Origin of the sequence: Variovorax sp. V116 (assembly GCF_041154435.1) — a bacterium.
Taxonomy (GTDB): domain Bacteria; phylum Pseudomonadota; class Gammaproteobacteria; order Burkholderiales; family Burkholderiaceae_C; genus Variovorax; species Variovorax paradoxus.
In genome coordinates this window covers 4,509,140-4,530,255 of sequence record NZ_AP028661.1, presented here as the reverse complement: position 1 = coordinate 4,530,255, position 21,116 = coordinate 4,509,140, and the positions used below count along the sequence as shown (strand labels likewise).

At 70.0% G+C, this 21,116-nt stretch carries 21 protein-coding genes; 13 read left to right on the top strand and 8 right to left on the bottom strand.

Annotation, left to right across the window (positions count from 1 at the left end; genetic code table 11):
- The first annotated feature begins 103 nt into the window (after window positions 1-103).
- A complete protein-coding gene (locus ACAM58_RS21675) occupies window positions 104-1,141 on the top strand; it encodes a hypothetical protein (RefSeq protein WP_018906719.1) in 1,038 nt (345 codons plus the stop codon).
- Between the two features lie 24 nt (window positions 1,142-1,165).
- Here the strand turns inward: ACAM58_RS21675 and ftsY are convergent, their stop codons facing one another.
- Window positions 1,166-2,398: a signal recognition particle-docking protein FtsY gene (gene ftsY, locus ACAM58_RS21670; RefSeq protein WP_369663549.1), complete on the bottom strand. Its 1,233-nt coding sequence runs from the start codon at window positions 2,396-2,398 to the stop codon at window positions 1,166-1,168.
- Window positions 2,399-2,475: 77 nt separating this feature from the next.
- Here ftsY and ACAM58_RS21665 point away from each other — a divergent pair, with 77 nt between their 5' ends.
- Both ACAM58_RS21665 and ACAM58_RS21660 read left to right on the top strand, forming a co-directional pair.
- Window positions 2,476-3,885: a M16 family metallopeptidase gene (locus ACAM58_RS21665; RefSeq protein WP_369664507.1), complete on the top strand. Its 1,410-nt coding sequence runs from the start codon at window positions 2,476-2,478 to the stop codon at window positions 3,883-3,885.
- A gap of 17 nt (window positions 3,886-3,902) precedes the next feature.
- Window positions 3,903-5,249, top strand: coding sequence for a M16 family metallopeptidase (locus tag ACAM58_RS21660; protein WP_369663548.1), 1,347 nt, complete (start codon window positions 3,903-3,905; stop codon window positions 5,247-5,249).
- A gap of 11 nt (window positions 5,250-5,260) precedes the next feature.
- Here ACAM58_RS21660 and ACAM58_RS21655 read toward each other — a convergent pair whose 3' ends face one another.
- Entirely contained in the window at window positions 5,261-6,178 is a 918-nt protein-coding gene (locus ACAM58_RS21655; protein WP_018906721.1) for a LysR family transcriptional regulator ArgP, read from the bottom strand.
- 81 nt (window positions 6,179-6,259) lie between these two features.
- On the opposite strand from ACAM58_RS21655, the gene ACAM58_RS21650 reads away from it, so the two are divergent.
- The 7 genes from ACAM58_RS21650 to pcp all read left to right on the top strand — a co-directional run bounded on the left by ACAM58_RS21650 (window position 6,260) and on the right by pcp (window position 11,264).
- Entirely contained in the window at window positions 6,260-6,895 is a 636-nt protein-coding gene (locus ACAM58_RS21650; protein ID WP_369663547.1) for a LysE/ArgO family amino acid transporter, read from the top strand.
- Window positions 6,896-6,922: 27 nt separating this feature from the next.
- Window positions 6,923-7,585, top strand: coding sequence for an RsmD family RNA methyltransferase (locus ACAM58_RS21645; RefSeq protein ID WP_015867139.1), 663 nt, complete (start codon window positions 6,923-6,925; stop codon window positions 7,583-7,585).
- A gap of 43 nt (window positions 7,586-7,628) precedes the next feature.
- Complete coding sequence (gene coaD, locus ACAM58_RS21640; RefSeq protein ID WP_015867138.1) at window positions 7,629-8,132, top strand: pantetheine-phosphate adenylyltransferase; 504 nt, start codon at window positions 7,629-7,631, stop codon at window positions 8,130-8,132.
- 10 nt (window positions 8,133-8,142) lie between these two features.
- Complete coding sequence (gene pxpB, locus ACAM58_RS21635; protein WP_018906723.1) at window positions 8,143-8,790, top strand: 5-oxoprolinase subunit PxpB; 648 nt, start codon at window positions 8,143-8,145, stop codon at window positions 8,788-8,790.
- Window positions 8,787-9,785: a biotin-dependent carboxyltransferase family protein gene (locus ACAM58_RS21630; protein WP_018906724.1), complete on the top strand. Its 999-nt coding sequence runs from the start codon at window positions 8,787-8,789 to the stop codon at window positions 9,783-9,785. The genes pxpB and ACAM58_RS21630 overlap by 4 nt, the downstream gene beginning before the upstream one ends.
- 70 nt (window positions 9,786-9,855) lie before the next feature.
- A complete protein-coding gene (pxpA, locus tag ACAM58_RS21625; protein WP_015867135.1) occupies window positions 9,856-10,596 on the top strand; it encodes a 5-oxoprolinase subunit PxpA in 741 nt (246 codons plus the stop codon).
- Between the two features lie 8 nt (window positions 10,597-10,604).
- On the top strand, window positions 10,605-11,264 hold the full coding sequence (gene pcp, locus ACAM58_RS21620) for a pyroglutamyl-peptidase I (protein WP_018906725.1): 660 nt from the start codon (window positions 10,605-10,607) through the stop codon (window positions 11,262-11,264).
- Here the strand turns inward: pcp and ACAM58_RS21615 are convergent.
- Window positions 11,252-11,953 (bottom strand): alpha/beta fold hydrolase, encoded by a 702-nt coding sequence (locus ACAM58_RS21615; RefSeq protein ID WP_230537949.1) that lies wholly within the window; start codon window positions 11,951-11,953, stop codon window positions 11,252-11,254. The genes pcp and ACAM58_RS21615 overlap by 13 nt on opposite strands.
- A 126-nt stretch (window positions 11,954-12,079) precedes the next feature.
- Here ACAM58_RS21615 and ACAM58_RS21610 point away from each other — a divergent pair, with 126 nt between their 5' ends.
- Window positions 12,080-12,772, top strand: a complete 693-nt coding sequence (locus ACAM58_RS21610; RefSeq protein ID WP_018906727.1) for a histidine phosphatase family protein — start codon at window positions 12,080-12,082, stop codon at window positions 12,770-12,772.
- 34 nt (window positions 12,773-12,806) lie between these two features.
- Here ACAM58_RS21610 and ACAM58_RS21605 read toward each other — a convergent pair whose 3' ends face one another.
- Both ACAM58_RS21605 and ACAM58_RS21600 read right to left on the bottom strand, forming a co-directional pair.
- The gene (locus tag ACAM58_RS21605) at window positions 12,807-14,180 is read right to left on the bottom strand and encodes a tetratricopeptide repeat protein (protein ID WP_018906728.1); all 1,374 of its coding nucleotides are present in this window, start codon (window positions 14,178-14,180) and stop codon (window positions 12,807-12,809) included.
- A gap of 31 nt (window positions 14,181-14,211) precedes the next feature.
- Window positions 14,212-14,610, bottom strand: a complete 399-nt coding sequence (locus ACAM58_RS21600; RefSeq protein ID WP_018906729.1) for a tautomerase family protein — start codon at window positions 14,608-14,610, stop codon at window positions 14,212-14,214.
- A 112-nt stretch (window positions 14,611-14,722) separates the two neighbouring features.
- Between ACAM58_RS21600 and ACAM58_RS21595 the strand changes: the two genes are divergently transcribed.
- Window positions 14,723-15,592 carry a LysR family transcriptional regulator gene (locus tag ACAM58_RS21595; protein ID WP_018906730.1) on the top strand — a complete coding sequence of 290 codons (870 nt, stop codon included), beginning with the start codon at window positions 14,723-14,725 and terminating at the stop codon, window positions 15,590-15,592.
- A gap of 37 nt (window positions 15,593-15,629) precedes the next feature.
- Window positions 15,630-16,259, top strand: coding sequence for a YitT family protein (locus ACAM58_RS21590; RefSeq protein WP_018906731.1), 630 nt, complete (start codon window positions 15,630-15,632; stop codon window positions 16,257-16,259).
- A 245-nt stretch (window positions 16,260-16,504) separates the two neighbouring features.
- Here ACAM58_RS21590 and ACAM58_RS21585 read toward each other — a convergent pair whose 3' ends face one another.
- The 3 genes from ACAM58_RS21585 to ACAM58_RS21575 all read right to left on the bottom strand — a co-directional run bounded on the left by ACAM58_RS21585 (window position 16,505) and on the right by ACAM58_RS21575 (window position 21,114).
- A complete protein-coding gene (locus ACAM58_RS21585) occupies window positions 16,505-17,932 on the bottom strand; it encodes an amidase (RefSeq protein WP_369663546.1) in 1,428 nt (475 codons plus the stop codon).
- Window positions 17,929-19,416, bottom strand: coding sequence for an ABC transporter substrate-binding protein (locus ACAM58_RS21580; RefSeq protein WP_369663545.1), 1,488 nt, complete (start codon window positions 19,414-19,416; stop codon window positions 17,929-17,931). The genes ACAM58_RS21585 and ACAM58_RS21580 overlap by 4 nt, the downstream gene beginning before the upstream one ends.
- 204 nt (window positions 19,417-19,620) lie before the next feature.
- The gene (locus ACAM58_RS21575; RefSeq protein ID WP_028256289.1) at window positions 19,621-21,114 is read right to left on the bottom strand and encodes an ABC transporter substrate-binding protein; all 1,494 of its coding nucleotides are present in this window, start codon (window positions 21,112-21,114) and stop codon (window positions 19,621-19,623) included.
- Between the last annotated feature and the right edge of the window lie 2 nt (window positions 21,115-21,116).

Genomic DNA, 21,116 nt, shown 5'->3' with positions numbered 1-21,116 from the left:
GGCGTTAGCCGGCGATGTCATGACTTTCGGCACTGGTGGCCGTCAGCCCCCCGGACGTACCTTCCCTGGGTCGCACACACACATCGATCAGGGAGGATTCCGAATGAGATTCAAGTTTGCAGCGGTAGCAATCGCAACCACCACCATGCTGGCCCTCGCGGCATGCGGCGGCGGGGGTGGAGGAGGCGGTGGTGGCCTGCCGGTTGGCTGGGGCAACGGGGTTCCGCCGCCTCCTGCACCCGCGCCGGCCCCGGCACCCGCTCCGGCACCCGCCCCGGCCCCGGCCCCGGCACCCGCCCCGGCCACCCGCACCTTCATGTACGAGGCGCTGCCGCCCGCCGCCGACGCTTCGGCGTTTCTCGACCAACTCAATGCCCAGGGCGCCAGGGCCTTCCGCTTCTTCAGCGGCCTGGCCTTCCCCACGAGCCCGACCAGCACGGAGGTCGTCGAGGCCTACGTGAAGGATGCCGGCACCACCTACGCCTTCGAACTGCTGCCGGACACCGGCTCCACGGCGGACCTGCAGGCCCAACTCAACGCCCAGGGCGCCCGGGGTTTCAAGTGGGGCGGGCCATACGTGGTCGGCGGCCAGATCCGCACGCTCTACCGCAAGGACAACGGCTCGGCATCGACCTACACCTATGCCGTGCAGGCGGCACCCGCCGACAGCGCCGCCTACCTGTCGCTGATCAATGCGCAGGGCGGCAGCGGCTACTACAGCGTCGGCGGCGCGTACATGATCGGCGGAGCCACGGTGCTGGTCTTCCAAAAGGACGCGCAAGGCAATGCCACCTACGGCTATGAAGCGCTGGACCAGCCCGGCAGCGACTCCGACTTCCTGGCCCAGTTCGAGGCGAAGGGCGCCCAGGGCTTCCGGTTCAAGACCGGCTACGTCTTCTCGGACGGCCTGAAACTGCTCTACGAGAAAGACCTGTCGCAAGCGGCCACGTTCAGCTACCAGAGCCTGCAGCCCGCGGCCAACAGTGCGGACTACATCGTGCAGGCGAACGCCGAGGGCGCCAAGGGCAATGCGCTGGTGGGCGACTACGGCCTGCCGAGCGGCCAGATCAGGACGCTCTACGTCAAGCCTGCCAACTGCAGCGGCTTTCTCTGCGACACCCGCTCGCTCTTCGGTTTTTGAGGGCGGGCGGCCGCTGCCGGCGCGTCAGCCCAGCAGCGCCAGCGCGAACTCGCGCGCGTTGAAGGTCTCGAGGTCTTCCAGCTTCTCGCCCACGCCGATGAAGTAGACCGGGATCGGCCGCTCGCGCGCAATCGCGCAGAGCACGCCGCCCTTGGCCGTGCCGTCGAGCTTGGTCACCACCAGGCCGGTGAGGCCCAGCGTCTCGTCGAAGGCCCGGACCTGCGCCAGGGCGTTCTGCCCGGTGTTGCCGTCGATCACCAGCAGCACCTCGTGCGGCGCGGTGGCGTCGGCCTTGGTGACGACGCGCTTGATCTTCTTGAGTTCGTCCATCAGGTGCAGCTGCGTCGGCAGCCGGCCGGCGGTGTCGACCAGCACCACGTCCTTGCCACGCGCCTTGCCGGCCGTGACCGCGTCGAAGCTCACGGCCGACGGGTCGCCGCCTTCCTGGCTCACGATCTCGACCGTGTTGCGGTCGGCCCAGACCAGCAGCTGCTCGCGCGCCGCCGCGCGGAAGGTGTCGGCCGCGGCCAGCAGCACCGAGGCGCCTTCGCTGGCCAGGTGCTTGGTGAGCTTGCCGATCGAGGTGGTCTTGCCGGCGCCGTTGACGCCCGCCACCATGATCACCGTCGGTGTGAACTGGCCGATCACCAGCGGCTTCTCGAGCGGCTGGAGCAGGTCGGTGATGGCATCGGCCAGCAGCCGCTTCACTTGCGCCGCATCGGTCGCCATCTGGCGTTTGACGCGGCCGCGCAGGTCGTCGAGCAGGAACTCGGTGGCCTTGACGCCGGCGTCGGCCATCAGCAGGGCCGATTCGAGCTCCTCGTACAGCGCTTCGTCGATCTGCGCGTTGACGAACACGGCCTGGATGCCGGTGCCGGTCTTGCGCAGGCCGGTCTTGAGCTTGTCGAACCAGCCCTTGCGCTCGGCGGGCATGGCGGCTTCGGTGAGGACGGCGGGAGCGGGAGCGGGCACCGGCACCGGCGCAGGTGCAGGTGCAGGTGCAGGCACGGGTGCGGCGGGTGGCGCAACCGTGGGTGGCGGCGGAGGAGGCGCCACCGGGGGCGCTGCAGGCGGAGGCGCCGCTTCCTCCGCGGCAGGCTTCGAACCGAACCAGCTCGACGGAGAGAACACCGAGCGCGCGGGTGCGGCAGCGGGCGCAGGCGCGGGTTCGGGCGCAGCGGCCGGCTCGGCGGCCGGTGAGGGCGCCGGCGCGGCCGGGGATTCGGCAGGCGGTTTTTTCTTGAAGAAACTGAACATCGGGAGCTTTTTACAATCCGACCCATTCTATGAAACACCCCTCGCCACGCCGTGCTGCGTCCGGTGCGGTGCTGGCAATGGCGCTTTGCGCGCTGTGGGCCATGCCTGCGCAGGCCCAGCCCACACCGGTTCCCACCGCCGCTCCCTCCGACGCTGCCGCCGCGGCCGCATCCGCACCCCGGCAATTCACCCTGGCCAACGGCATGACGCTGCTGGTGCAGCCCGACCGGCGCGCGCCCACCGCGGTGCAGATGCTCTGGGTGCGCGTGGGCTCGGTGGACGAGGTCGACGGCACCTCGGGCGTGGCCCACGTGCTCGAACACATGATGTTCAAGGGCACCAAGGACATCAAGCCCGGCGAGTTCTCGCGCCGCGTGGCGGCGCTGGGCGGCCAGGAGAACGCCTTCACCACGCGCGACTACACGGGCTACTACCAGCAGATTCCCGTGGCCAGCCTGGAGCAGGTCATGAAACTCGAATCGGACCGCTTCGCCAACAACCAGTGGTCCGACGACGAGTTCAAGCGCGAGATCGAGGTGGTCAAGGAGGAACGGCGCCTGCGCACCGAAGACCAGCCGCGCGCATTGCTCGGCGAGCAGCAGAACGCGGCCGTGTTCATGGCCTCGCCCTACCACCGCCCCGTGGTCGGCTGGATGAGCGACCTCGACGCGATGACGGCCGACGACGCCCGCGCCTTCTTCCGCCACTGGTACGTGCCCGCCAACGCCGCGGTGGTGGTGGCCGGCGACGTCGACGTGGCCCAGGTGCGTGCGCTGGCCGAGAAGTACTACGGCAGCATCCCCGCGCGCGCCGTGCCTGCGCGCAAGCCGCGCACCGAGCCCGCGCAGCGCGGCATCCGCCGCATCGAGTTCAAGGCGCCGGCCGAGCAGGCCTACGTGTCGCTCGCCTTCCGTATTCCGCAGCTGGAGAGCATCGATGCCGCGGACAGCGACGTGTGGGCGCTCGAAGTGCTGTCGGCCGTGCTCGACGGCTACACGGGTGCACGGCTCGACCGTGCCTTGACCCAGGGCCCCGACCGCGTGGCCGATTCGGCCAGCGCCTACTCGGGCCTGGCCGGCCGCGGGCCGCAGCTGTTCACGCTGGTGGGCGTGCCGGCCCACGGCAAGAGCGCCGAAGCGGTGGAGGCGGCGCTGCGCGCCCAGGTGGCGCGCGTTGCGAAGGAGGGCGTGAGCGAAGCCGAACTCGCGCGCGTCAAGACACAGTGGGTGGCCAGCGAAACCTACAAGCGCGACTCCGTGATGGCGCAGGCCCGCGAGCTCGGCAGCAACTGGGTGCAGGGACTGCCGCTGGACACCAGCGCGCGCATCGTCGCGAAGCTGCAGGCCGTGACGCCGGCCCAGGTGCAGGCCGTGGCCGCCAAATATTTCGGCGACGACCAGCTCACCGTGGCCACGCTGCGCCCCTTGCCGCTCGACGCCAGGCCGCGCGGCCGCGGTTTTGCCGCCCCGCAGGGCGAACTGCGCTGAAAGGCCCGGATTCTTCAATGACCCCCATGACAAAAATCCTGCGCTCCGCGCTGTTCGCGGCCGCCACGGCCTTCGCCGGCCTGAACGCCGCACAGGCCGCGCTGCCGATCGAGCACTGGACGCTCGCGAGCGGCGCCAAGATCTACCTGGTGTCGACCCAGGCGCTGCCCATCGTCGACGTGCAGATCGATTTCGATGCCGGCAGCCGGCGCGATCCGGCCGGCCAGGCCGGCCTGGCCAGCGCGACCGCGACCATGGTCGAGAAGGGCGTGCGCGCCGGCAAGAACGGCGAGCCGGCGCTCGACGAGAACGCGCTCGGCGAAGCCTGGGCCGACCTGGGCGCCGAGTTCGGCACCAGCGCCGGCACCGACCGCGCCAGCTACTCGCTGCGCACTTTGTCCGACCCGGCGCTGCGCGCCAAGGTGGTGGCGCTGGCCTCGCGCGAGATCGGCGAGCCGGCCTTTCCCGACGACATCTGGCAGCGCGAGCGGGAGCGCATCAATGCCTCGCTGAAGGAGGCCAACACCAAGCCGGCAACCATCGCGGGCCGCGCCTTCGCGAAGGCCGTCTACGGCGGCCATCCCTACGGCCAGGAAGTCACCGAGGCCACGCTCGCGCGCATCGACACCGCCGCCATGCGGCAGCGCTACCAGGAGCTGATCGTGCCGTGCCGGGCCAAGCTCAGCATCGTGGGCGCCGTGACCCGCGCCGAGGCCGAGGCCATGGCCACCGCGCTGCTCTCCCGGCTGCCGGGGCCCGAGGCGTGCACGCCGCTCCCGGCGATTGCGCCGGTGGCCGCGCTCGCCGCGCCCAAGGACGAGCGCATTCCCTTCGCTTCGGCCCAGGCCCACGTGCTGATCGGCCAGCCCGGCTATCCGCGCAAGGACCCGGACCATTTCGCGCTCACGCTCGGCAACTACGTGCTGGGCGGCGGCGGTTTTGTCTCGCGGCTGACCAACGAAGTGCGCGAGAAGCGCGGCCTGGCCTACAGCGTCTACAGCGGCTTCGCGCCGGGGCTGGACGCCGGCGCCTTCCGCGTCGGCTTCCAGACGCGCCCCGACCAGGCCGAAGAGGCGGTGAAGGTCTCACGCGACGTGCTCGCCAGGTTCGTGGCCGAAGGCCCCACCGCCGCCGAGCTCAAGGCCGCCAAGGACAACCTGATCGGCGGCTTCCCGCTGCTGCTGGACAGCAACCGCAAGCTCATCGGCAACGTGGCCAACATCGCCTGGCACGACCTGCCACTCGACTATCTCGACACCTGGACCGCGCGCATGGACGCGGTCACGGCGGCCGAGGTCCGGGCCGCCTTCGCGCGCAAGCTGCAGCCCGAACGCATGGTGACGGTGGTGGTGGGCGGAAAATAGGGCCGCGTTGTTCAGCGCAGGGCGTGCGCGCCGCTTGCGGCGGCCGCGCGCACTGCGGCCTTGAGCCGCTCGAGCAGCTGCGGCGCGGCGCGCGCCTGCTGCCAGTAGAGCGGCACCTGCAGCGCCGAGCCAGGCACCAGCTCCACCAATGCTCCCGCGCGCATCGCTTCGGCCGCCATGCTGGCCGGCAGCATCCCCCAGCCCATGCCGGCGCGCGCCGCTTCGACGAAACCCTGGGCCGATGGCAGCCAGTGCCGCGGCGTCTCGATGCTGCGGTGGCAGATGCGCCGCACCCAGCGTGCCTGCAGCCGGTCCTTGCGGTCGAACACCAGGCTCGGCGCATGGGCCAGGGTGCGCGCACCCACGCCCTTGGCGAAGTACCGCTCGACGAACTGCGGGCTTGCGGCGGCCACGTAGTGCATGGCGCCCAGCGCTTCGCTGTTGCAGCCGGCCACCGGTTGCGCGAGCGCGGTGACGGCCGCCAGCACCGCGCCGCTGCGCAGGCGCTCGGCCGTGTGGTCCTGGTCGTCCACCGTCAGGTCGAGCAGGGCGGATTCTTCCTGCCTTGCAAAGGCTGCAGCAGCGGCCATGAACCAGCTGGCCAGGCTGTCGGCATTCACCGCCACGCGCACCGTGACCCGTTCGGCTCCCTCGCCGCTTCGGCCGCCCATGCCGAGTGCCGGCAGCGCCTCGCGCAGCTCGTGTTCCAGCATGCCCACGCGTTCGATGTGCCGGCACAGCTGCTGCCCGGCTTCCGTCGCGATGCAGGGCTGGCCGCGCACCAGCAGCGCGCCGCCCGTGCGCTCCTCGAGCAGCTTCACGCGCTGCGAGACGGCCGAAGGCGTGACGTGGAGGGCGCGGGCCGCGCGCTCGAAGCTGCCTTCGCGCACCACGGCGGCCAATGCATTCAGGGCGGCGTAGTCGAGCATGGTTCGCGTGGATTAGAAAAACTGAACATGGCTTAGGAAGTTTAGTTTGAATTAATGCAGCCGAAGCGGCAAGCTGGCGCCATGGTGATCGAACAAATCTCTGCCGCATTCGTCAATGGGTTCCTCATGAGCCTGGTGCTCATCGTCGCCATCGGCGCGCAGAACGCCTATGTGCTGCGCCAGGGGCTGCGGCGCGAGCATGTGAGCGCCGTGGTGCTGTTCTGTGCGGCGAGCGATGCCCTCCTGATCACCGCCGGCGTGGCTGGCATGGCGCAGGCGCTGAAAGGGCGGCCCGCATTCGCCACCGCACTCGCCGGCCTCGGTGCACTGTTCCTGGGGGCGTACGGGCTGCGCGCGCTGTGGCGGGCCCGGCAGCCCGGCACGCTGCAGGCAAAGGCCCAGGGCGTGTCGCTCTCGCGCACCGCCGTGCTGGCGCAGGCGGCGGGCTTCACCTTGCTGAACCCGCATGTCTATCTCGACACCGTGCTGCTCGTGGGCAGCACCGGCGCCCAGTACGGCGGGGCACTCAAGGCCTGGTTCGTCGCCGGCTCGGCGATTGCGAGCGCGCTGTGGTTCTCGGTGCTGGGCTTCGGTGCGCGCTGGCTGGCGCCGGTGTTTGCGCGGCCGCGCGCCTGGCAGATGCTCGACGCGCTGATCGGCGGCACGATGCTGCTGCTTGCCGCGTTGCTGGCGCGGCGGGCCTTGCTCGGGGCCTGAGCCCGGATGCGGCGTTAAGCTTGCCGCATGCCCCAGAAGAAAGCCGCAGCCGCCAGGCGCTCCCCCTCGACACCACCGCCACCGCCGCGATCGAAATCGCTGCCGCACGAAGTGCGCATCATCGGCGGCCAATGGAAGCGCAGCCGCCTTCCGGTGGCCGACAAGCCGGGCCTGCGCCCCACGCCCGACCGCGTGCGCGAGACGCTGTTCAACTGGCTCGCGAGCATTGCGGGCGCCGGCGGCGGCGAACTGCCGGGCTGGCATTGCATCGATGCCTTCGCGGGCACCGGCGCGCTCGGCCTGGAGGCCGCGTCGCGCGGTGCCGCGAGCGTGCTGCTCTGCGAGCAGGACGCCGCGCTGGCGGCCCAGTTGCAGGCCGCCAAGGCCAAGCTCTCGGCCGAGGCCGTGCGCATCGAGCGCGGCAGCGGGCTCACTGCGCTCGAGCGTGCGCCCGCGGGCAGCCTGGATGCGGTCTTTCTCGATCCGCCTTTCGAGAGCATCGCCCTCTACGAACCCGCGCTGCGGGCCGCCGCGCGCGCCATGAAAAGCGGGGGTGCCGTCTACCTGGAGGCACCGCGCCGCTGGAGCGACGAGGAGCTGGCCGCGCTCGGCCTTGTTGGTTTTCGTTACCTCAAGGCAGGGGCGGTGCACGCTCACTTGCTGCGGCAGGCCGCGAACGGGACTGCATAATCCGCCGAACAAGCCGCACCGGCTGCATGAGGAAGAAGCAACCATGGCCAGCAACGTGATCGCGGTTTATCCCGGCACTTTCGATCCCATCACCCTCGGCCACGAGGACGTGGTGCGGCGTGCAACCCAGCTCTTCTCCAAGGTCATCGTCGCGGTGGCGGCGGGCCATCACAAGAAGGCGCTGTTCAGCCTGCAGGAGCGCATCGAGATGGCGCGCGAGGCCGTGAAGCCCTACAGCGACCAGGTCACGGTCGAGAGCTTCTCGGGCCTGCTGCGCGACTTCGTGGTGGCGCGCGGCGGCAAGGCCATGGTGCGCGGCCTGCGCGCCGTGACCGACTTCGACTACGAATTCCAGCTCGCGGGCATGAACCGCTCGCTGATGCCCGACGTCGAAACCGTGTTCCTCACGCCCAGCGACAAGTACCAGTTCATCTCGAGCACCTTCGTGCGCGAGATCGCCATGCTCGGCGGCGAGGTCCACAAGTTCGTCTCGCCCGATGTGGAGAAGCAGCTCGCAGCCAAGGTGCGCAGCCTCGGTCGTGAGTAGCCGGCTCCCCTTGCCGCGCCTGCACCCGTTGGGCGATGCGGCGCTGCTTTGCGAGCTGGCGCCGCCCGCCACGCTGGCGCAGCAGCAGCAGATCTGGGCGCTGGGTGCCGAGGTGCAGCAATGGGCCGGCGTGGGCGAGGTGCTGCCGGGCATGAACAACCTCACGCTGACCTTCGATCCGACCGCGATCGATATCGAGGCGCTGATGTCGCGCGTGAACGAGGCCTGGCCGCAGCTGTCGGCCACGGCCATCGAAGGCCGCAGGGTGGAGATTCCGGTGGCCTATGGCGGCGAGCACGGCCCAGATCTTGCCAATGTCGCGGCGCACACCGGGCTCACGCCGGCCGAAGTGGTGCGGCGCCACAGCGCGGCCGACTACGTGGTCTACCTGCTGGGCTTCCTGCCCGGCTTCGCCTTCATGGGCGGGCTGCCGCCCGAGCTTGCCACGCCGCGCCGCGCCGAGCCGCGCACGGCGGTGCCTGCGCGCTCGGTCGGCATCGGCGGCGAGCAGACCGGCATCTATCCGCTGGTGTCGCCGGGCGGCTGGCAGCTGATCGGCCGCACCTCGCTCGAGCTCTTCGATCCATCGGCCGAGCCGCCCACCCTGCTGCGTCCGGGCGACCACGTGCGCTTCGTCGTCGAAAGCGTGCAGACATGATGCTGGTGCACAAGCCCGGCATGCTGGCCTCGGTGCAGGACCTGGGGCGGCACGGGCACCGCCAGCTCGGCATCTGCCCCGGCGGCGCGCTCGACGTGCTGGCGCTCACACTGGCGAACCGGCTGGTCGGCAATGCCGACGGTGCAGCCGGCCTCGAAATCACCATGGGCGGCTGCGAGATCCGCTTCGAGACCGCCACGCGCATCGCGCTGGTGGGCGACGGCTTTGGCGCCCGGCTCGACGGCGCACCGCTCTGGCCCTGCTGGAGCGTGCCTGTCGCGGCGGGGCAAACGCTCAAGCTCGCGGGCGCCAACGCGGCTGGCGCCAAGAAGGCCGGCTTGCGCAGCTGGCTCGCGGTGGCGGGCGGCATCGACGTGCCGCCGGTGCTCGGCTCGCGCAGCACCGACCTCAAGGCCGGCTTCGGCGGCCACCAGGGACGCGCATTGCGCAAGGGCGACCGGCTCCCACTGGGCGCCACGGCGCTCGATGCCGCCCGGCTCGCGCGGCGCCCGTTCGGCCTGCGCGGTCCGGACTGGGGAGCGGAGGAAAGCGATTCGGCCATCGCCCTGCGCGTCTTGCCCGGCCCCGAATTCGACCAGTTCACCGTGGCCTCGCAGGCGCTGCTGTGGAGCGAGCGCTGGCGCATCACCGCGCAGAGCAACCGCATGGGAAGCCGGCTCGCGGGCGCCGAGCTCAAGCGCCGGCGCAGTGCCGACATGCTCTCGTCGGGCGTCATTCCCGGCACGATCCAGGTGCCGCCCTCGGGCCAGCCGATCATCCTGATGGGCGACGCGCAGACCACCGGCGGCTATCCGCGCATCGGCGTGGTGATCCGCGCCGACCTGTGGAAGCTCGCGCAGGCGCCGCTGGACGGCCGGCTGCGGCTGGTGCAGGTCGACATGGCCGCGGCGCTCGAGGCCTGGGCCGGGCAGCAGCGCTATCTTGCGCAGGTCGCGCAAGGGCTGGCGGCAGCGGGCTGGACGAGACCGGCATAGACTGTGCGAGCAGCGCAGGCGCGCCGGCTGGCCCGGCGTGCCGGCCTGTCTTGAAGAAGGAACCCACCCCATGCAAATCGACCTGAATGCCGATCTCGGCGAAGGCGCCGGCAGCGACGAAGCGCTGCTCGGCCTCGTGAGCTCGGCCAACATCGCCTGCGGCTGGCATGCGGGCGACGCCAAGACCATGCGGCAGTGCGTGCGCTGGGCCATCGCGCACGGCGTGGCCATCGGCGCCCATCCGAGCTTTCCGGACCGCGAGAACTTCGGCCGCAGCACCATGCACCTGCCGCCCGACGAGATCGTGGCCAACGTGCTCTACCAGGTCGGCGCATTGGCCGCGATCGCCAAGGCCGAGGGCGGCCAGCTCTCGCACGTGAAGGCGCACGGCCAGCTCTACAACCAGGCCGTGAAGGAGCCCGAACTCGCCGACGCGCTCTGCGAAGCGGTGCGGCGCTTCGATCCCTCGCTCCGCTTCTTCGGCCTTGCGGGCAGCGGCATGATCGACGCCGCGCGCCGTGCCGGCCTCACGCCGGTCGAAGAGGTTTTTGCCGACCGCGGCTACATGCCCGACGGCAGCCTGGTGCCGCGCAGCCAGCCCGGCGCGCTGATCGAGGACGAGGAGCAGTCCCTCGCCCAGACGCTCTCGCTGGTGCGCGACCGCAAGGTCAAGGCGATCGACGGCAGCATCGTGCCGGTCAATGCCCAGACCGTGTGCCTGCATGGCGATGGCGCCCACGCGCTGGCCTTTGCGCGCCGCATTCGCGAGCGCCTGCAGCAAGAGGGCATCGCGGTTCGCGCGATGGCCTGATTCAAGCCATGGCGCAGCGAACCAACGTCCTTCTGACCGGCTTCGATCCGTTCGACCGCGAAGCGCTCAATCCTTCATGGGAGGCCGTGCGCGCGCTCGATGGCTGGCAGTGCGGCCGCGCCACCGTGCATGCGCGCCAGATGCCCTGCGTGTTCGGCCAGGCCATCGAGGCGCTGGCAAGTGCGATGGACGAACTGCAGCCCCGGCTGGTGCTGTGCATCGGCCAGGCCGGCGGCCGCGCAGAGATCACGCCCGAGCGCGTGGCCATCAACATCGACGACGGCCGCATCGCCGACAACGCGGGCCGCCAGCCGATCGACCTGCCCGTGGTGCCCGGCGCGCCCGCGGCGTATTTCTCGACGCTGCCGATCAAGGCCATGGTGCGCGACCTGCGTGCGGCAGGCATTCCGGCGTCGGTCTCGAACACGGCCGGGACTTTTGTCTGCAACCACATCTTCTACGGCCTGATGCACCGCATCGCCACGCATCCGGCGGCGGGGCTGCGCGGCGGCTTCATCCACATTCCCTACCTGCCCGAGCAGGCGGCGCGTTTTCCCGGCGCGCCGAGCATGTCGCTGGCCACCATGGTCGAGGCGCTGCGCATCGCGGTGGCGACCGCGCTGGCTGTTGAAAAGGACGTGGCCGAAACCGGCGGTCAGCTCCACTGAGCGAGCCAGCCGAGCAGCGCCGCATTCACGGAAGCGGGCTGCTCCATCGTCAGCATGTGGCCGCATTGCGGCACCCACACCACTTCGGCATGCGGCACCAGCGCCGCGATCTCGCGCGTGCAGTCGGGCGGGGTCAGCCGGTCCGTGTCGCCGCACACCAGCAGCACCGGCGCACGCAGCGAGGGCAGGTGGGTGCGCGCGTCGGGGCGCCGCATCACCGCGCGGTTCTGGGTGATGAGCTGCTGCGTGCCGGCATCCAGCACGATCTCGACATAGCGCTGCACCAGCGCCTCGTCGGCGGCCTGCGCCGGGTGAAAGGCGAACACGACGTTGGGCTCGATCACGTCGCGCAGTTCGCCGCGTTCGAACAGTTCGATCGCGCTTTCGCGCAGCTCGTACATCTCGGGCGCCTCGGGCCGTGCGTTGGTGCCCAGCAGCGCGAGCCCCGCGATGCGTTCGGGCGCCTGCCGCGCAGCTTCCATCGCCACCATGCCGCCCATCGACGCGCCGCAGAGCAGGAGCGGGCCGGGGTTCTCGCGCAGCACGGCCGCGGCCATGGCTTCGATGGTGTCGTGCCGCATGTGGGCATCGGTCACGCGCGTTTCGAACAGGGGCTCGAGCGCGGGAAGCTGGGCCTCCCAGATGCGCTCGTCGCAGGCAAGGCCGGGCAGCAGGACAAGGTGGGGCATGGCCGGATTTTGCGCCATCGCCGGCGCGGCGAGTGCGGCCCCGTTCGAGCTGCAGGTGGCGGCGCTGCAACAGATGCCGCCACCCAGGTCCCGAGCGTCACGCACGCAGTGGAGAATGGGCGTTCCATGCCCACGCCTCCACCCGACTCCGCGACCGAACTCATCCTGATCCGCCACGGCGAAACCGCCTGGAACCGCGAGCTGCGCTTCCAGGGGCATGCCGACGTGCCGCTCAACGACATCGGCCACGAGCAGGCGCGCCGCCTCGGGCTGCGGCTGGCGGGCGACACCGCGCAGCACATCATCAGCAGCGACCTCATGCGCGCGCAGCAGACCGCCGCGCCGGCCGCGCAGCAGCTGTCGCTGCCGGTGGTCACGTCGGTGGGCTTGCGCGAGCAGTATTTCGGCATTGTCGAAGGCATGCGGGCCGACGAGATCCAGGCGCTGCATCCGCGAGCCTGGGAGCAATGGCTGGAGTTCCGCGAGGACCACGCCATGCCCGAAGGCGAGACGGCGCGCGAATTCCACACGCGCATCGTCGCGGCGATCGGCGCGCTGGCGGCTGCGCACCGGGGGCAGCGGCTGGTGGTCGTCACGCACGGCGGCGTGCTCGACATGGTGTGGCGCACCGCGCGCGGGCTCAGCCTCAGCGGGCCGCGCCAGAGCGACATTCCCAACGCCGGCTTCAACCGCATCCGCATTGCCGACCCGGCCATGCCCGACGCCATCGAGATCCTCGACTGGGCCGACACGCGGCACCTGGCCGACCTGCCGCCGCAGCCGACCTACGACCAGCGGCGGCATCTGAAGAAGAGCTGAGCCGCCCCGGGCGGGCAAAGCAAGGCAGCTCTGTTCAGCGGCCGGTTTCCCGGATGCGCGAAGCCAGCTGCCCGAGGCCGAGCCGCGCATAGACCTCGCCGGCCTGGCGCCGCAGGCGCAGCGATTCGGGCTGGCCGTTGAGCTGCTGCTGCAGGATGCCCTGGGCACCCGCGAGCGCGGCCTGGCCGCCGGTGCGCACGAGCGCATCGAGGTACACCTGCTCGAACAGGTCGCGCTGCGCATGGCTGCCGCCGATCTCGACCAGGCGCGGCAGGGCGCTGCCGAGTCCTTCGATGGCGGCGGCGAAATCGCCGCGCGCATGGGCAACGAGCCCGCGCGCGGCCGGCACGCACACGCTCTGCCAGGCGGCGCGCGTGGAGAGCGGCGCGCGCGCCGCATGGGCTTCGATGTTGCGCAGCAGCGTGTCCGCTTCGGGCCGCCCGGCGCGCGCCAGGCCATACAGGTACTGCAGGTCGAGGAAGGGCAGCACGTGGTCGGCCGTGCGCTGCAGCAGGTGGCTCGCCACGTCGTCCCACCGCGCACCCACGCCGATGCCCGCGAGCTCGAAGCGCGCCAGCAGCGAGACGGCGCTGATCTGGTCCTGCGAGTAGTCCTTCACCACGCCCCACACCTCGCGGTCGTAGAGCGCGAGCGCTTCGCCGTCGCGGCCGAGCTCGATCAGGAACAGCGCCACGTGCCACCAGTTGTGCGTGACCATGAACGAGTTGAGTCCGCTCCAGGTGTCGCTCACGCCCTGCATGAAGGCCAGGCCTTCGGTGAGCCGGCCTTCGGTGAGCATCACATGCGCCAGCGCATGGTGCGCCCACGGCTCCTTGCGGCACATGCCGATGGCGCGGCGCGCGCTGGCCTCGGCCTCGCGCATCAGGTGGCACTGCTCGTAGCCGAAGGCGGCCATGCCATGCACGTACGGCACGTCGGACGCGGCCGGCAGCGCGGCGAGCGCCAGGCGCAGCATGCCCGGGCAGTCGCCGGTGTTGAAGCAGTGGTATTGCCCCAGCTTCACCGACACGAGGTCGCGCGGATGCTCCCGAGCCTGCTCGGCGTGCAGGGCGATGGCCTTGGCGATGTCGCCCTCGGCCCAGGCTTCGATGGCCGTGATGTAGCGCCGTTCGCGCGGCGTGGCGCGTTCGGCTGCGGCGCGCGCCTTGGCAAGAAAGGGCCGCGCATTGGCCGCGGCATCGCGCGATTCGGCGAAGAGGTGCAGCGTTGCGCAGTAGGCCTGCACCATCGGGCTCGCGTCGCTGTCGGCCAGGGCCAGCAGGTTGACCGCGCGCGCCTCGGTCGAGACGAAGCCCATGGCGAAGTCTTCGACCAGCGGCAGGCTGGCGGCATCGTCGAGCGTGAGCGGGTTGCCGAAGCTGTCGGCATGCAGGGTGGCTGGAGGCATGGCCGGATGGTGCCATGCCCCGCCGCGGGCTTCAAACGCCCGCTTGCTGGTGGCGGTACTCCTGCGTCTTTCCGCCGTAGCCGTAGGCCGCGCCGCGGGCGTCGATCACGTGGATGTACGAAACCTCGTGCAGGTCGGGCCGCAGCCGCGCCATGGCGGCATGCACCTCGCGCAGGTAGCGCGCCTTTTCCGCCTTGGTGTTGGTCTCGTCCGTGATGCTGATGTCGAGGTGGAAGGCCGACTTGCCGAGCGAGGCCAGCGACTGCCCGCCGATGAACCAGGTGTCGGCGGCGATGTACTGCACGGTGATGGCGATCACCGGCAGCTGCTTGCCGAGCACGCTCTGGGTCAGTTCGGCGACCACGTCGACCGTCTTGCGCGTGAGCTGGGCGTCGGGTTCGCCCGAGAGGTGGACAACGATGTGCGGCATAGGGAACTCCATGAAGGAATGAGTGAACGATGGGGCTATTGTGGGAACTCCTCGAACATCGGAAAAGCGGGAAGATATGATGGAATCCATCGGATAAACGGATGGACGAACCATGCAGACCTTCGACCTGGAGCAGCTTCGCACCCTGGCCGCGGTGATCGATGCCGGCAGCCTCACGGCCGCGGCGCCGCGCGTGTTTTTGTCGCAGTCGTCGGTCAGCGAGCAGATCCGCAAGCTCGAGGAGCGGGCAGGGCAGTCGCTGCTCACGCGCAGCAAGGCCGGCGTGGCGCCGACCGAGGCCGGCACGCGGCTCCTGGCCTATGCGCGCCGCATCCTCGCGCTCAGCGACGAGGCGTTCCGCGATCTGCATGGCGAGACGCTGCAGGGCGAACTGCGGCTCGCCGTGACCGACTACTTTCGCCCCGGCGATCTCACGCGGCTGCTGGGGCGCCTTGGCGAGAGCTATCCGCAGGTGCGGCTGCACGTGAGCATCATGAAGAGCGACGCGCTGCGGGCCGCCTATGCGCACGGCGATTTCGACGTGGGGCTGGCGATGAACATCGCCGGGACGTCGCCAACGACCGAGCCGGGCGCGAAGGCTCCGGTGATCCGGCGCGAATCGCTCGCGTGGCTCGGCGCGGCCGGCATGCGGCTCGCGCGCGGCGAGCCGGTCCGGCTGCTGGCCTTGCCGGACACCTGCTCGCTGCACCAGTACACGGTGGCGCTGTTGCGGCGGCGGCGCGTGCCGTATGTGCTGGCGCACGTGGCGTCGGGCGTGGCGGGATTGCAGTCGGCGCTGGCTGCGGGGTTGGGCGTGGCCTGCCTGAACGAGTCGGCGGTGTGCGAGGGGGTCGCCCGGCTCGCGCCGCCGCACGGCCTGCCGGCCCTGCCCCGGGTTGCGTTCCAGTTCCTGCCCGCGCGCCGCGGAGAGACCGAATTCGTGACGCGGGCGCGGGAGATGCTGGCCACCCACCTGGTCTGAGGCCGCCAGGTGGCGCGGGATTTGCGTCAGGCCCGCCATGGATGCGCCACAACAACCCGCCACGCAGCCGGAACTGCTGCGCCACTCGCGTTTCGACGATGCGCAGGCCATCTTTTCGGGCACCCTGTTCGTCGCCATCGCCATGATGCTGTTCGGCCAGGCGGGGCTGCTCACGGGCGGTACGGCGGGTGTCGCGTTTCTCCTGCACTACGCCACGGGTGTGAGCTTCGGCAAGGTGTTCTTCCTGGTGAACCTGCCGTTCTACTGGTTCGCATGGCGCCACATGGGCCGGGCCTTCACGGTCAAGACCTTTTCGGCGATCGCGCTGCTGTCGGTGATGACCGACTGGGCGCCGCGCTACATCTCGATCGATTCGCTGCACCCGGCCTTCGCAGCGGTGCTCGGCGGCCTGCTGCTGGGCACCGGCTGCCTGTTCCTCGCGCGCCACCGCGCGAGCCTGGGCGGCGCGACGGTGCTGACGCTGTACCTGCAGGAAAAGCGCGGCTGGCCCGCGGGCAAGGTGCAGATCGGCATCGACTGCACGGTGGTGCTGCTCGCGTTGTTCGTGATTCCGCCGCAGCGCGTGGGATGGTCGGTGCTGGCTGCGGTGGTGATGGGGCTTTTTCTGTGGATCAACCACAAGCCGGGGCGCTACGCTGCGACTTGATTTCCTGTTGCTGCTGCTGTTTTGTTCGGGCGCTGCTGCTTTTCAGGGCGCGTGCCCAGGCCACCGGGTACTCCCCTCCGCGAATGTCCCCCGGGGCTACGCCCCTCCTCCTTTATTTCGCTGCGGGGAGCACCCGATGCCCTGGGCACAGGGCACGCTCGTTGCGCACCGCTGATCAACCGGTGCTCTGTCCAACGCTCCCGTCGGCGGGAGCGCGCCCTGAACAACAGCGGCTGTCCCACCGTTCAATGCGCCACAGGCCAGGGCCGCTGCGGCTCCCGAATCTGCTCGAACGCGCGCGACACGCGCAGCACACCGAGGTCATCGAAGCGCTGCCCGGCGATCTGGAGCCCGATCGGCAGCCCGCTCGCCGAGTACCCGCAGTTCACCGACGACGCCGGCTGCTCCGACATGTTGAACGGCACCGTGAATCCGATGTGCTCCAGCGGCCGCAGCGGATCGTTGGTCGGCGAAGGCGCCTCCGCGGCCGCCGGCATGTTCGGCGACACCGGCGAGATCACGTAGTCGAAGCGCGCGCAGGCCTGCACCGTGGCCACGCGGGTCGCATGGAACTGGCTGAAGCCGCGGAACACATGCTCGCCGCTGAACTCGGCCGCGCTCTCGGCCCACTCGCGGATGTAGGGCAGCACCTTGGCGCGCTGGTCGGGGCGCAGGGCCTTCATGTCCACCAGCGAGCGCATGCGCCACAGGTGGTCCATGCCGTCGAGCATGGCTTGCGACATGAACGGCTGCATCGGCTCGACGATGGCGCCGGCCTTTTCGAACAGACGCGCCGCATGCTCGACCGCCGCCTGGATCTCGGGCTCGACCGCCAGGCCGCAGCCCGCGTCCAGCAGCAGGCCGATGCGCAGCCCGCGCAGATGGTCGGGCGATACGTCGAAGCTCTCCCAGTCGATGTCCTGCGGCGGCAGGCTCATGCTGTCGCGCGCATCGGGCTTTGAAAGCACCTGCATCATCAGCGCCGCATCGCCGACGCTGCGCGTCATCGGGCCGGCCGCGCGGCCCATGTAGGGCGGGTCGATCGGGATGCGGCCCAGGCTCGGCTTGAGCGTGAAGATGCCGCACCAGCTCGCGGGCAGCCGCAGCGACCCGCCGATGTCGGTGCCGATGTGCAGCGGGCCGTAGCCCGCGGCGGCCGCGGCACCGGCGCCGGCGCTCGAGCCGCCGGGGGTCCGGCTCAGGTCCCACGGGTTGCGCGCCAGCGTGTGGAAGCTCGATAGCCCCGAAGACAGCATGCCGTAGTCCGGCATGGTGGTCTTGCTCACGATCACCGCGCCGGCCTCCTTCAGGCGCGCGGCGGGCGGTGCATCGGCGGCCGCGGGCTTCAGGTCGACGGCGGCCGTGCCGGCCGGCATCGGATCACCGCGGGTCGCGATGTTTTCCTTGATGGTGGCCGGCACGCCGTCCAGCGGGCCGAGCGCGTCGCCGCGCTGCCATCGCGCTTCCGAAGCGCGCGCCTGCTCGAGCGCGGCTTCGGGCCTGAAGAGCCAGGTGGCCTGCAGCCTGGGCTCGCAGCGCTCGATCTGCGCGATGACGGCCTGCGTGACTTCGACAGGCGACAGGCGCCTGTCGCGGTAGGCGGCGGAGAGTTCCTGGGCGGAAAGCTCGTTCAATGAAGAAGAGGAAGAAGAGGAGGACACGTCGGCACTCATCCCCACGACAGCGCAGAGAGGTCGTTCACGAAGATCGGGTTCTCCTTCCAGAGGCCCTTCACGTTCTTCTTCGCGATGGTGGGGAACTGCGGCTGGTAGAGGAAGCCGTTGGCCGCATCGGCCGCCAGCATCTTCTGCGCTTCGCCGAGCAGCTTGTTGCGCTCGGCCGCATTGGCCGTCGCCTTGATCTTGTCGAACAGCGCGTTGAAGGCCTTCGACTGGTAGCCCCAGTAGTAGTCGGGCTTGGCGTAATTGCCGAGGTCGAAGGGCTCGACATGCGAGACGATCGACAGGTCGTAGTCCTTGTTGCCGTAGGTGCCGCTGAGCCACTGCGCCCACTCCACGTTCTGCACCTTGACCGTGATGCCGATCTTGGCGAGCTGCGCCACGATCACCTCGCCGCCCTGGCGTGCGTAGGGTGGCGGCGGCAGCGTCATGGTGAGTTCGAGCGGCGTCTTCACGCCGGCCTCGGCCATCAGCTTCTTGGCCTTCTCGAGGTCGAAGGGGTTGATGCCCGTGGTGTCGACATAGCCCGCGGCGCCCGGCACGTAGTGGCTGCCGATCGGCACGCCGAAGCCGTCAGCCGCGCCTTCGATCACGGCCTTGCGGTCGATGGCCGCGAGGATGGCGCGGCGCACGCGCACGTCGTCCAGCGGCTTCTTCCTGTTGTTGATCGACAGGATGGTCTTGGCGCGCGAGCCGGCCAGGATCACCTGGAACTGCGGGTTCATCTTGAACTGCGGCACCGCGCGCGTGCCGATGCGCGTGAACACGTCGACGTCGCCGGCCATCAGCGCGGCGGCCTGCGCGGCCGTGTCGGAAATGAAGCGGAAGGTGACCTTGTTGATCCTGGCCGTGGCCGGGCTGCGGAAGCCCTCCCACTTGCTCAGCGTGATCGACGAGCCCTTGGCCCAGTTGTCGAGCTTGTAGGGGCCGGTGCCGACCGGCTTGGTGGCGTTGCCGTCGGCGCTCTTGGGCTCGACGATCACGGCCGTGGCCTGGCCCAGCACGAAGGGCAGGTCGGGGTCGATTTCCTTGTTGATGACCACCACGGTGTAGTCGTCGACCACCTGCGTGCTCAGGTTCGCGAAGGTGCGCTTGTCCTTGTTGGTGCTCTTCTCGCCGCCGGCGCGGTCGAAGGAGAATTTCACGGCGGCGGCATTGAAGGGCTCGCCGTTCTGGTACTTGACGCCGCGCCGCAGCTTGAAGGTGTAGGTCTTCAGGTCGGGCGAGACTTCCCAGCTCTCGGCCAGGAGCGGCGTGACGCTGCCGTCGGCGTTGATCTTGGTGAGCGTCTCCAGGATGTTGTAGTGCACCACCTCCGCGATGGCGGCCGCGGCGCCGGCGGTCGGGTCCAGGCCCGGCGGCTCGAGCGCCATGCCGATCACGATGGCGTCCTTCCGCCCCTGCGCCATGCCGGCGATGGGAGAGGCCAGCGCCACGGTGGCGCCGGCAGTGGCAAGGAGGGTGCGACGGTTCAACATACGTTGTGATCTCCGGAAAAACGATGGATGCGAATGGCTGCTTCCCATGCGCGGCGCGCCCCGAATGGAGGCGCGGCGGCACGAAGGAAGGACACGCAGCACGAAAGATGCCACGCGCGGGCAGCGAGCCATTCTCTCGCAGCGCAGGCTTCGGCGCTGGTCCGCGCAGGCGCTATTTCCTCGGGACGTTCCCGGATGCCGGGCTCAGCTCCAGGAGAGCGCGGCGATGTCGTTGACGAAGATCGGCGTGTCCTTCCAGAGCCCGCGCAGGCCGCGCGCCGCCACCGTGATGAACTGCGGCTGGTAGAGGAAGACATTGGCCGCGTCCTCGGCCAGCAGGCGCTGCGCATCGCCCAGGTAGCGCAGCCGGTCGGCGGTGCGCGCGCTGTTGCGCGCCTTGTCGAACAGCTCGTTGAACCTGGCCGACTGGTAGCCCCAGTAGTACTCGGGCTTGGTGTAGTTCACGAGGTCGAAGGGCTCCACGTGAAGGATCAGCGAGAGGTCGTAGTTCCTGTTGCCGTAGGTGCCGCTGATCCACTGCGCCCACTCGACGTTCTGGACCTTGGCGACGATGCCCACCTTGGCCAGCTGCGCGGCAATGAGCTCGCCGCCCTGCCGCGCATAGGGCGGAGGCGGCAGCACCAGGTCGAGTTCGAGCGGCGTCTTCACGCCCGCCTCGGCCAGCAGCTGCTTCGCCTTCTCGACGTTGTAGGGGTTGATGCCCGTGGTGTCGACGTAGCCCGGCGCGCCCGGCACGTAGTGGCTGCCGATGGGCACGCCGCGGCCGTCCGCGGCGGCCTCGATCACCGCCTTGCGGTCGATGGCCGCGGCAATGGCGCGGCGCACGCGCACGTCATCGAGCGGCTTGCGCCTGTTGTTGATGGCCAGGATGGTCTTGCCGCGCGAGGCGTTGAACACCACCTGGAAGCGCTTGTCGTTCTGGAACTGCGGCAGGCTGCGCGAGACCGAGGCGTGCGGGAACAGGTCGACATCGCCCGAGAGCAGCGCCGTCGTCTGCGCGGCTGGCTCGGAGATGAAGCGGAAGCTCGCCTTGCGGATCTGCACCGCGTCGGCGTTGCGCCAGCCCTCCCACTTGGCGAGCACGATGGCCGATCCCTTGGCCCAGCTGTCGAGCCGGTAAGGGCCTGTGCCCACGGGCTTGACGGCGTTCGTCTCCACCGTCCTGGGCTCGACCATGATGGCCGAGGCCTGGCCCAGCAGGAAGAGCAGTTCGGGCTCGATCTCCTTGCTGATCAGCACCACCGTGTGCGCGTCCACCACCTGCGCGGCGATGTTGGTGAAGGTGCGCTTGTCCTTGTTGGTGCTGTTGGCCGCGGCGGCGCGGTCGAACGAGAACTTGACGGTGTTCGCGTCGAAGGGCTCGCCGTTGTGGAACTTCACGCCGCGCCGCAGCTGGAAGGTGTAGGTCCTGAGGTCGGGCGAGATTTCCCAGCGCTCGGCCAGCAGGGGCAAAACGCTGCCATCGGAATTGATCCTGGTGAGCGTCTCGAAGACGTTGTAGAGCACCACCTCCGCAATCTCGGCGCCAGCCTTGGCCGTGGGGTCGAGCCCTGTAGGTTCGAGCGTGAGCGCCAGCACCAGCGCGTCCTTCTTTCTCTGCGCGAAGGCGGTCGCCGGCAGCGCGAGAGGAGCCAGGGCTGCGGCGCCGGTGGCGAGCAGGGTGCGTCGTTTGAGCATGA

Coding starts and splice junctions, on each gene's coding strand:
- ACAM58_RS21595 (WP_018906730.1), top strand. CDS start 14,723: ATGCAGACCTTCGACCTGGAGCAGCTTCGCACCCTGGCCGCGGTGATC.
- ACAM58_RS21630 (WP_018906724.1), top strand. CDS start 8,787: ATGATGCTGGTGCACAAGCCCGGCATGCTGGCCTCGGTGCAGGACCTG.
- ACAM58_RS21585 (WP_369663546.1), bottom strand. CDS start 17,932: ATGAGTGCCGACGTGTCCTCCTCTTCTTCCTCTTCTTCATTGAACGAG.
- ACAM58_RS21665 (WP_369664507.1), top strand. CDS start 2,476: ATGGCGCTTTGCGCGCTGTGGGCCATGCCTGCGCAGGCCCAGCCCACA.
- ACAM58_RS21610 (WP_018906727.1), top strand. CDS start 12,080: ATGCCCACGCCTCCACCCGACTCCGCGACCGAACTCATCCTGATCCGC.
- ACAM58_RS21615 (WP_230537949.1), bottom strand. CDS start 11,953: ATGCCCCACCTTGTCCTGCTGCCCGGCCTTGCCTGCGACGAGCGCATC.
- ftsY (WP_369663549.1), bottom strand. CDS start 2,398: ATGTTCAGTTTCTTCAAGAAAAAACCGCCTGCCGAATCCCCGGCCGCG.
- pxpA (WP_015867135.1), top strand. CDS start 9,856: ATGCAAATCGACCTGAATGCCGATCTCGGCGAAGGCGCCGGCAGCGAC.
- ACAM58_RS21600 (WP_018906729.1), bottom strand. CDS start 14,610: ATGCCGCACATCGTTGTCCACCTCTCGGGCGAACCCGACGCCCAGCTC.
- ACAM58_RS21650 (WP_369663547.1), top strand. CDS start 6,260: ATGGTGATCGAACAAATCTCTGCCGCATTCGTCAATGGGTTCCTCATG.
- ACAM58_RS21645 (WP_015867139.1), top strand. CDS start 6,923: ATGCCCCAGAAGAAAGCCGCAGCCGCCAGGCGCTCCCCCTCGACACCA.
- ACAM58_RS21660 (WP_369663548.1), top strand. CDS start 3,903: ATGACCCCCATGACAAAAATCCTGCGCTCCGCGCTGTTCGCGGCCGCC.
- pcp (WP_018906725.1), top strand. CDS start 10,605: ATGGCGCAGCGAACCAACGTCCTTCTGACCGGCTTCGATCCGTTCGAC.
- ACAM58_RS21575 (WP_028256289.1), bottom strand. CDS start 21,114: ATGCTCAAACGACGCACCCTGCTCGCCACCGGCGCCGCAGCCCTGGCT.
- ACAM58_RS21590 (WP_018906731.1), top strand. CDS start 15,630: ATGGATGCGCCACAACAACCCGCCACGCAGCCGGAACTGCTGCGCCAC.
- coaD (WP_015867138.1), top strand. CDS start 7,629: ATGGCCAGCAACGTGATCGCGGTTTATCCCGGCACTTTCGATCCCATC.
- ACAM58_RS21675 (WP_018906719.1), top strand. CDS start 104: ATGAGATTCAAGTTTGCAGCGGTAGCAATCGCAACCACCACCATGCTG.
- ACAM58_RS21655 (WP_018906721.1), bottom strand. CDS start 6,178: ATGCTCGACTACGCCGCCCTGAATGCATTGGCCGCCGTGGTGCGCGAA.
- ACAM58_RS21580 (WP_369663545.1), bottom strand. CDS start 19,416: ATGTTGAACCGTCGCACCCTCCTTGCCACTGCCGGCGCCACCGTGGCG.
- ACAM58_RS21605 (WP_018906728.1), bottom strand. CDS start 14,180: ATGCCTCCAGCCACCCTGCATGCCGACAGCTTCGGCAACCCGCTCACG.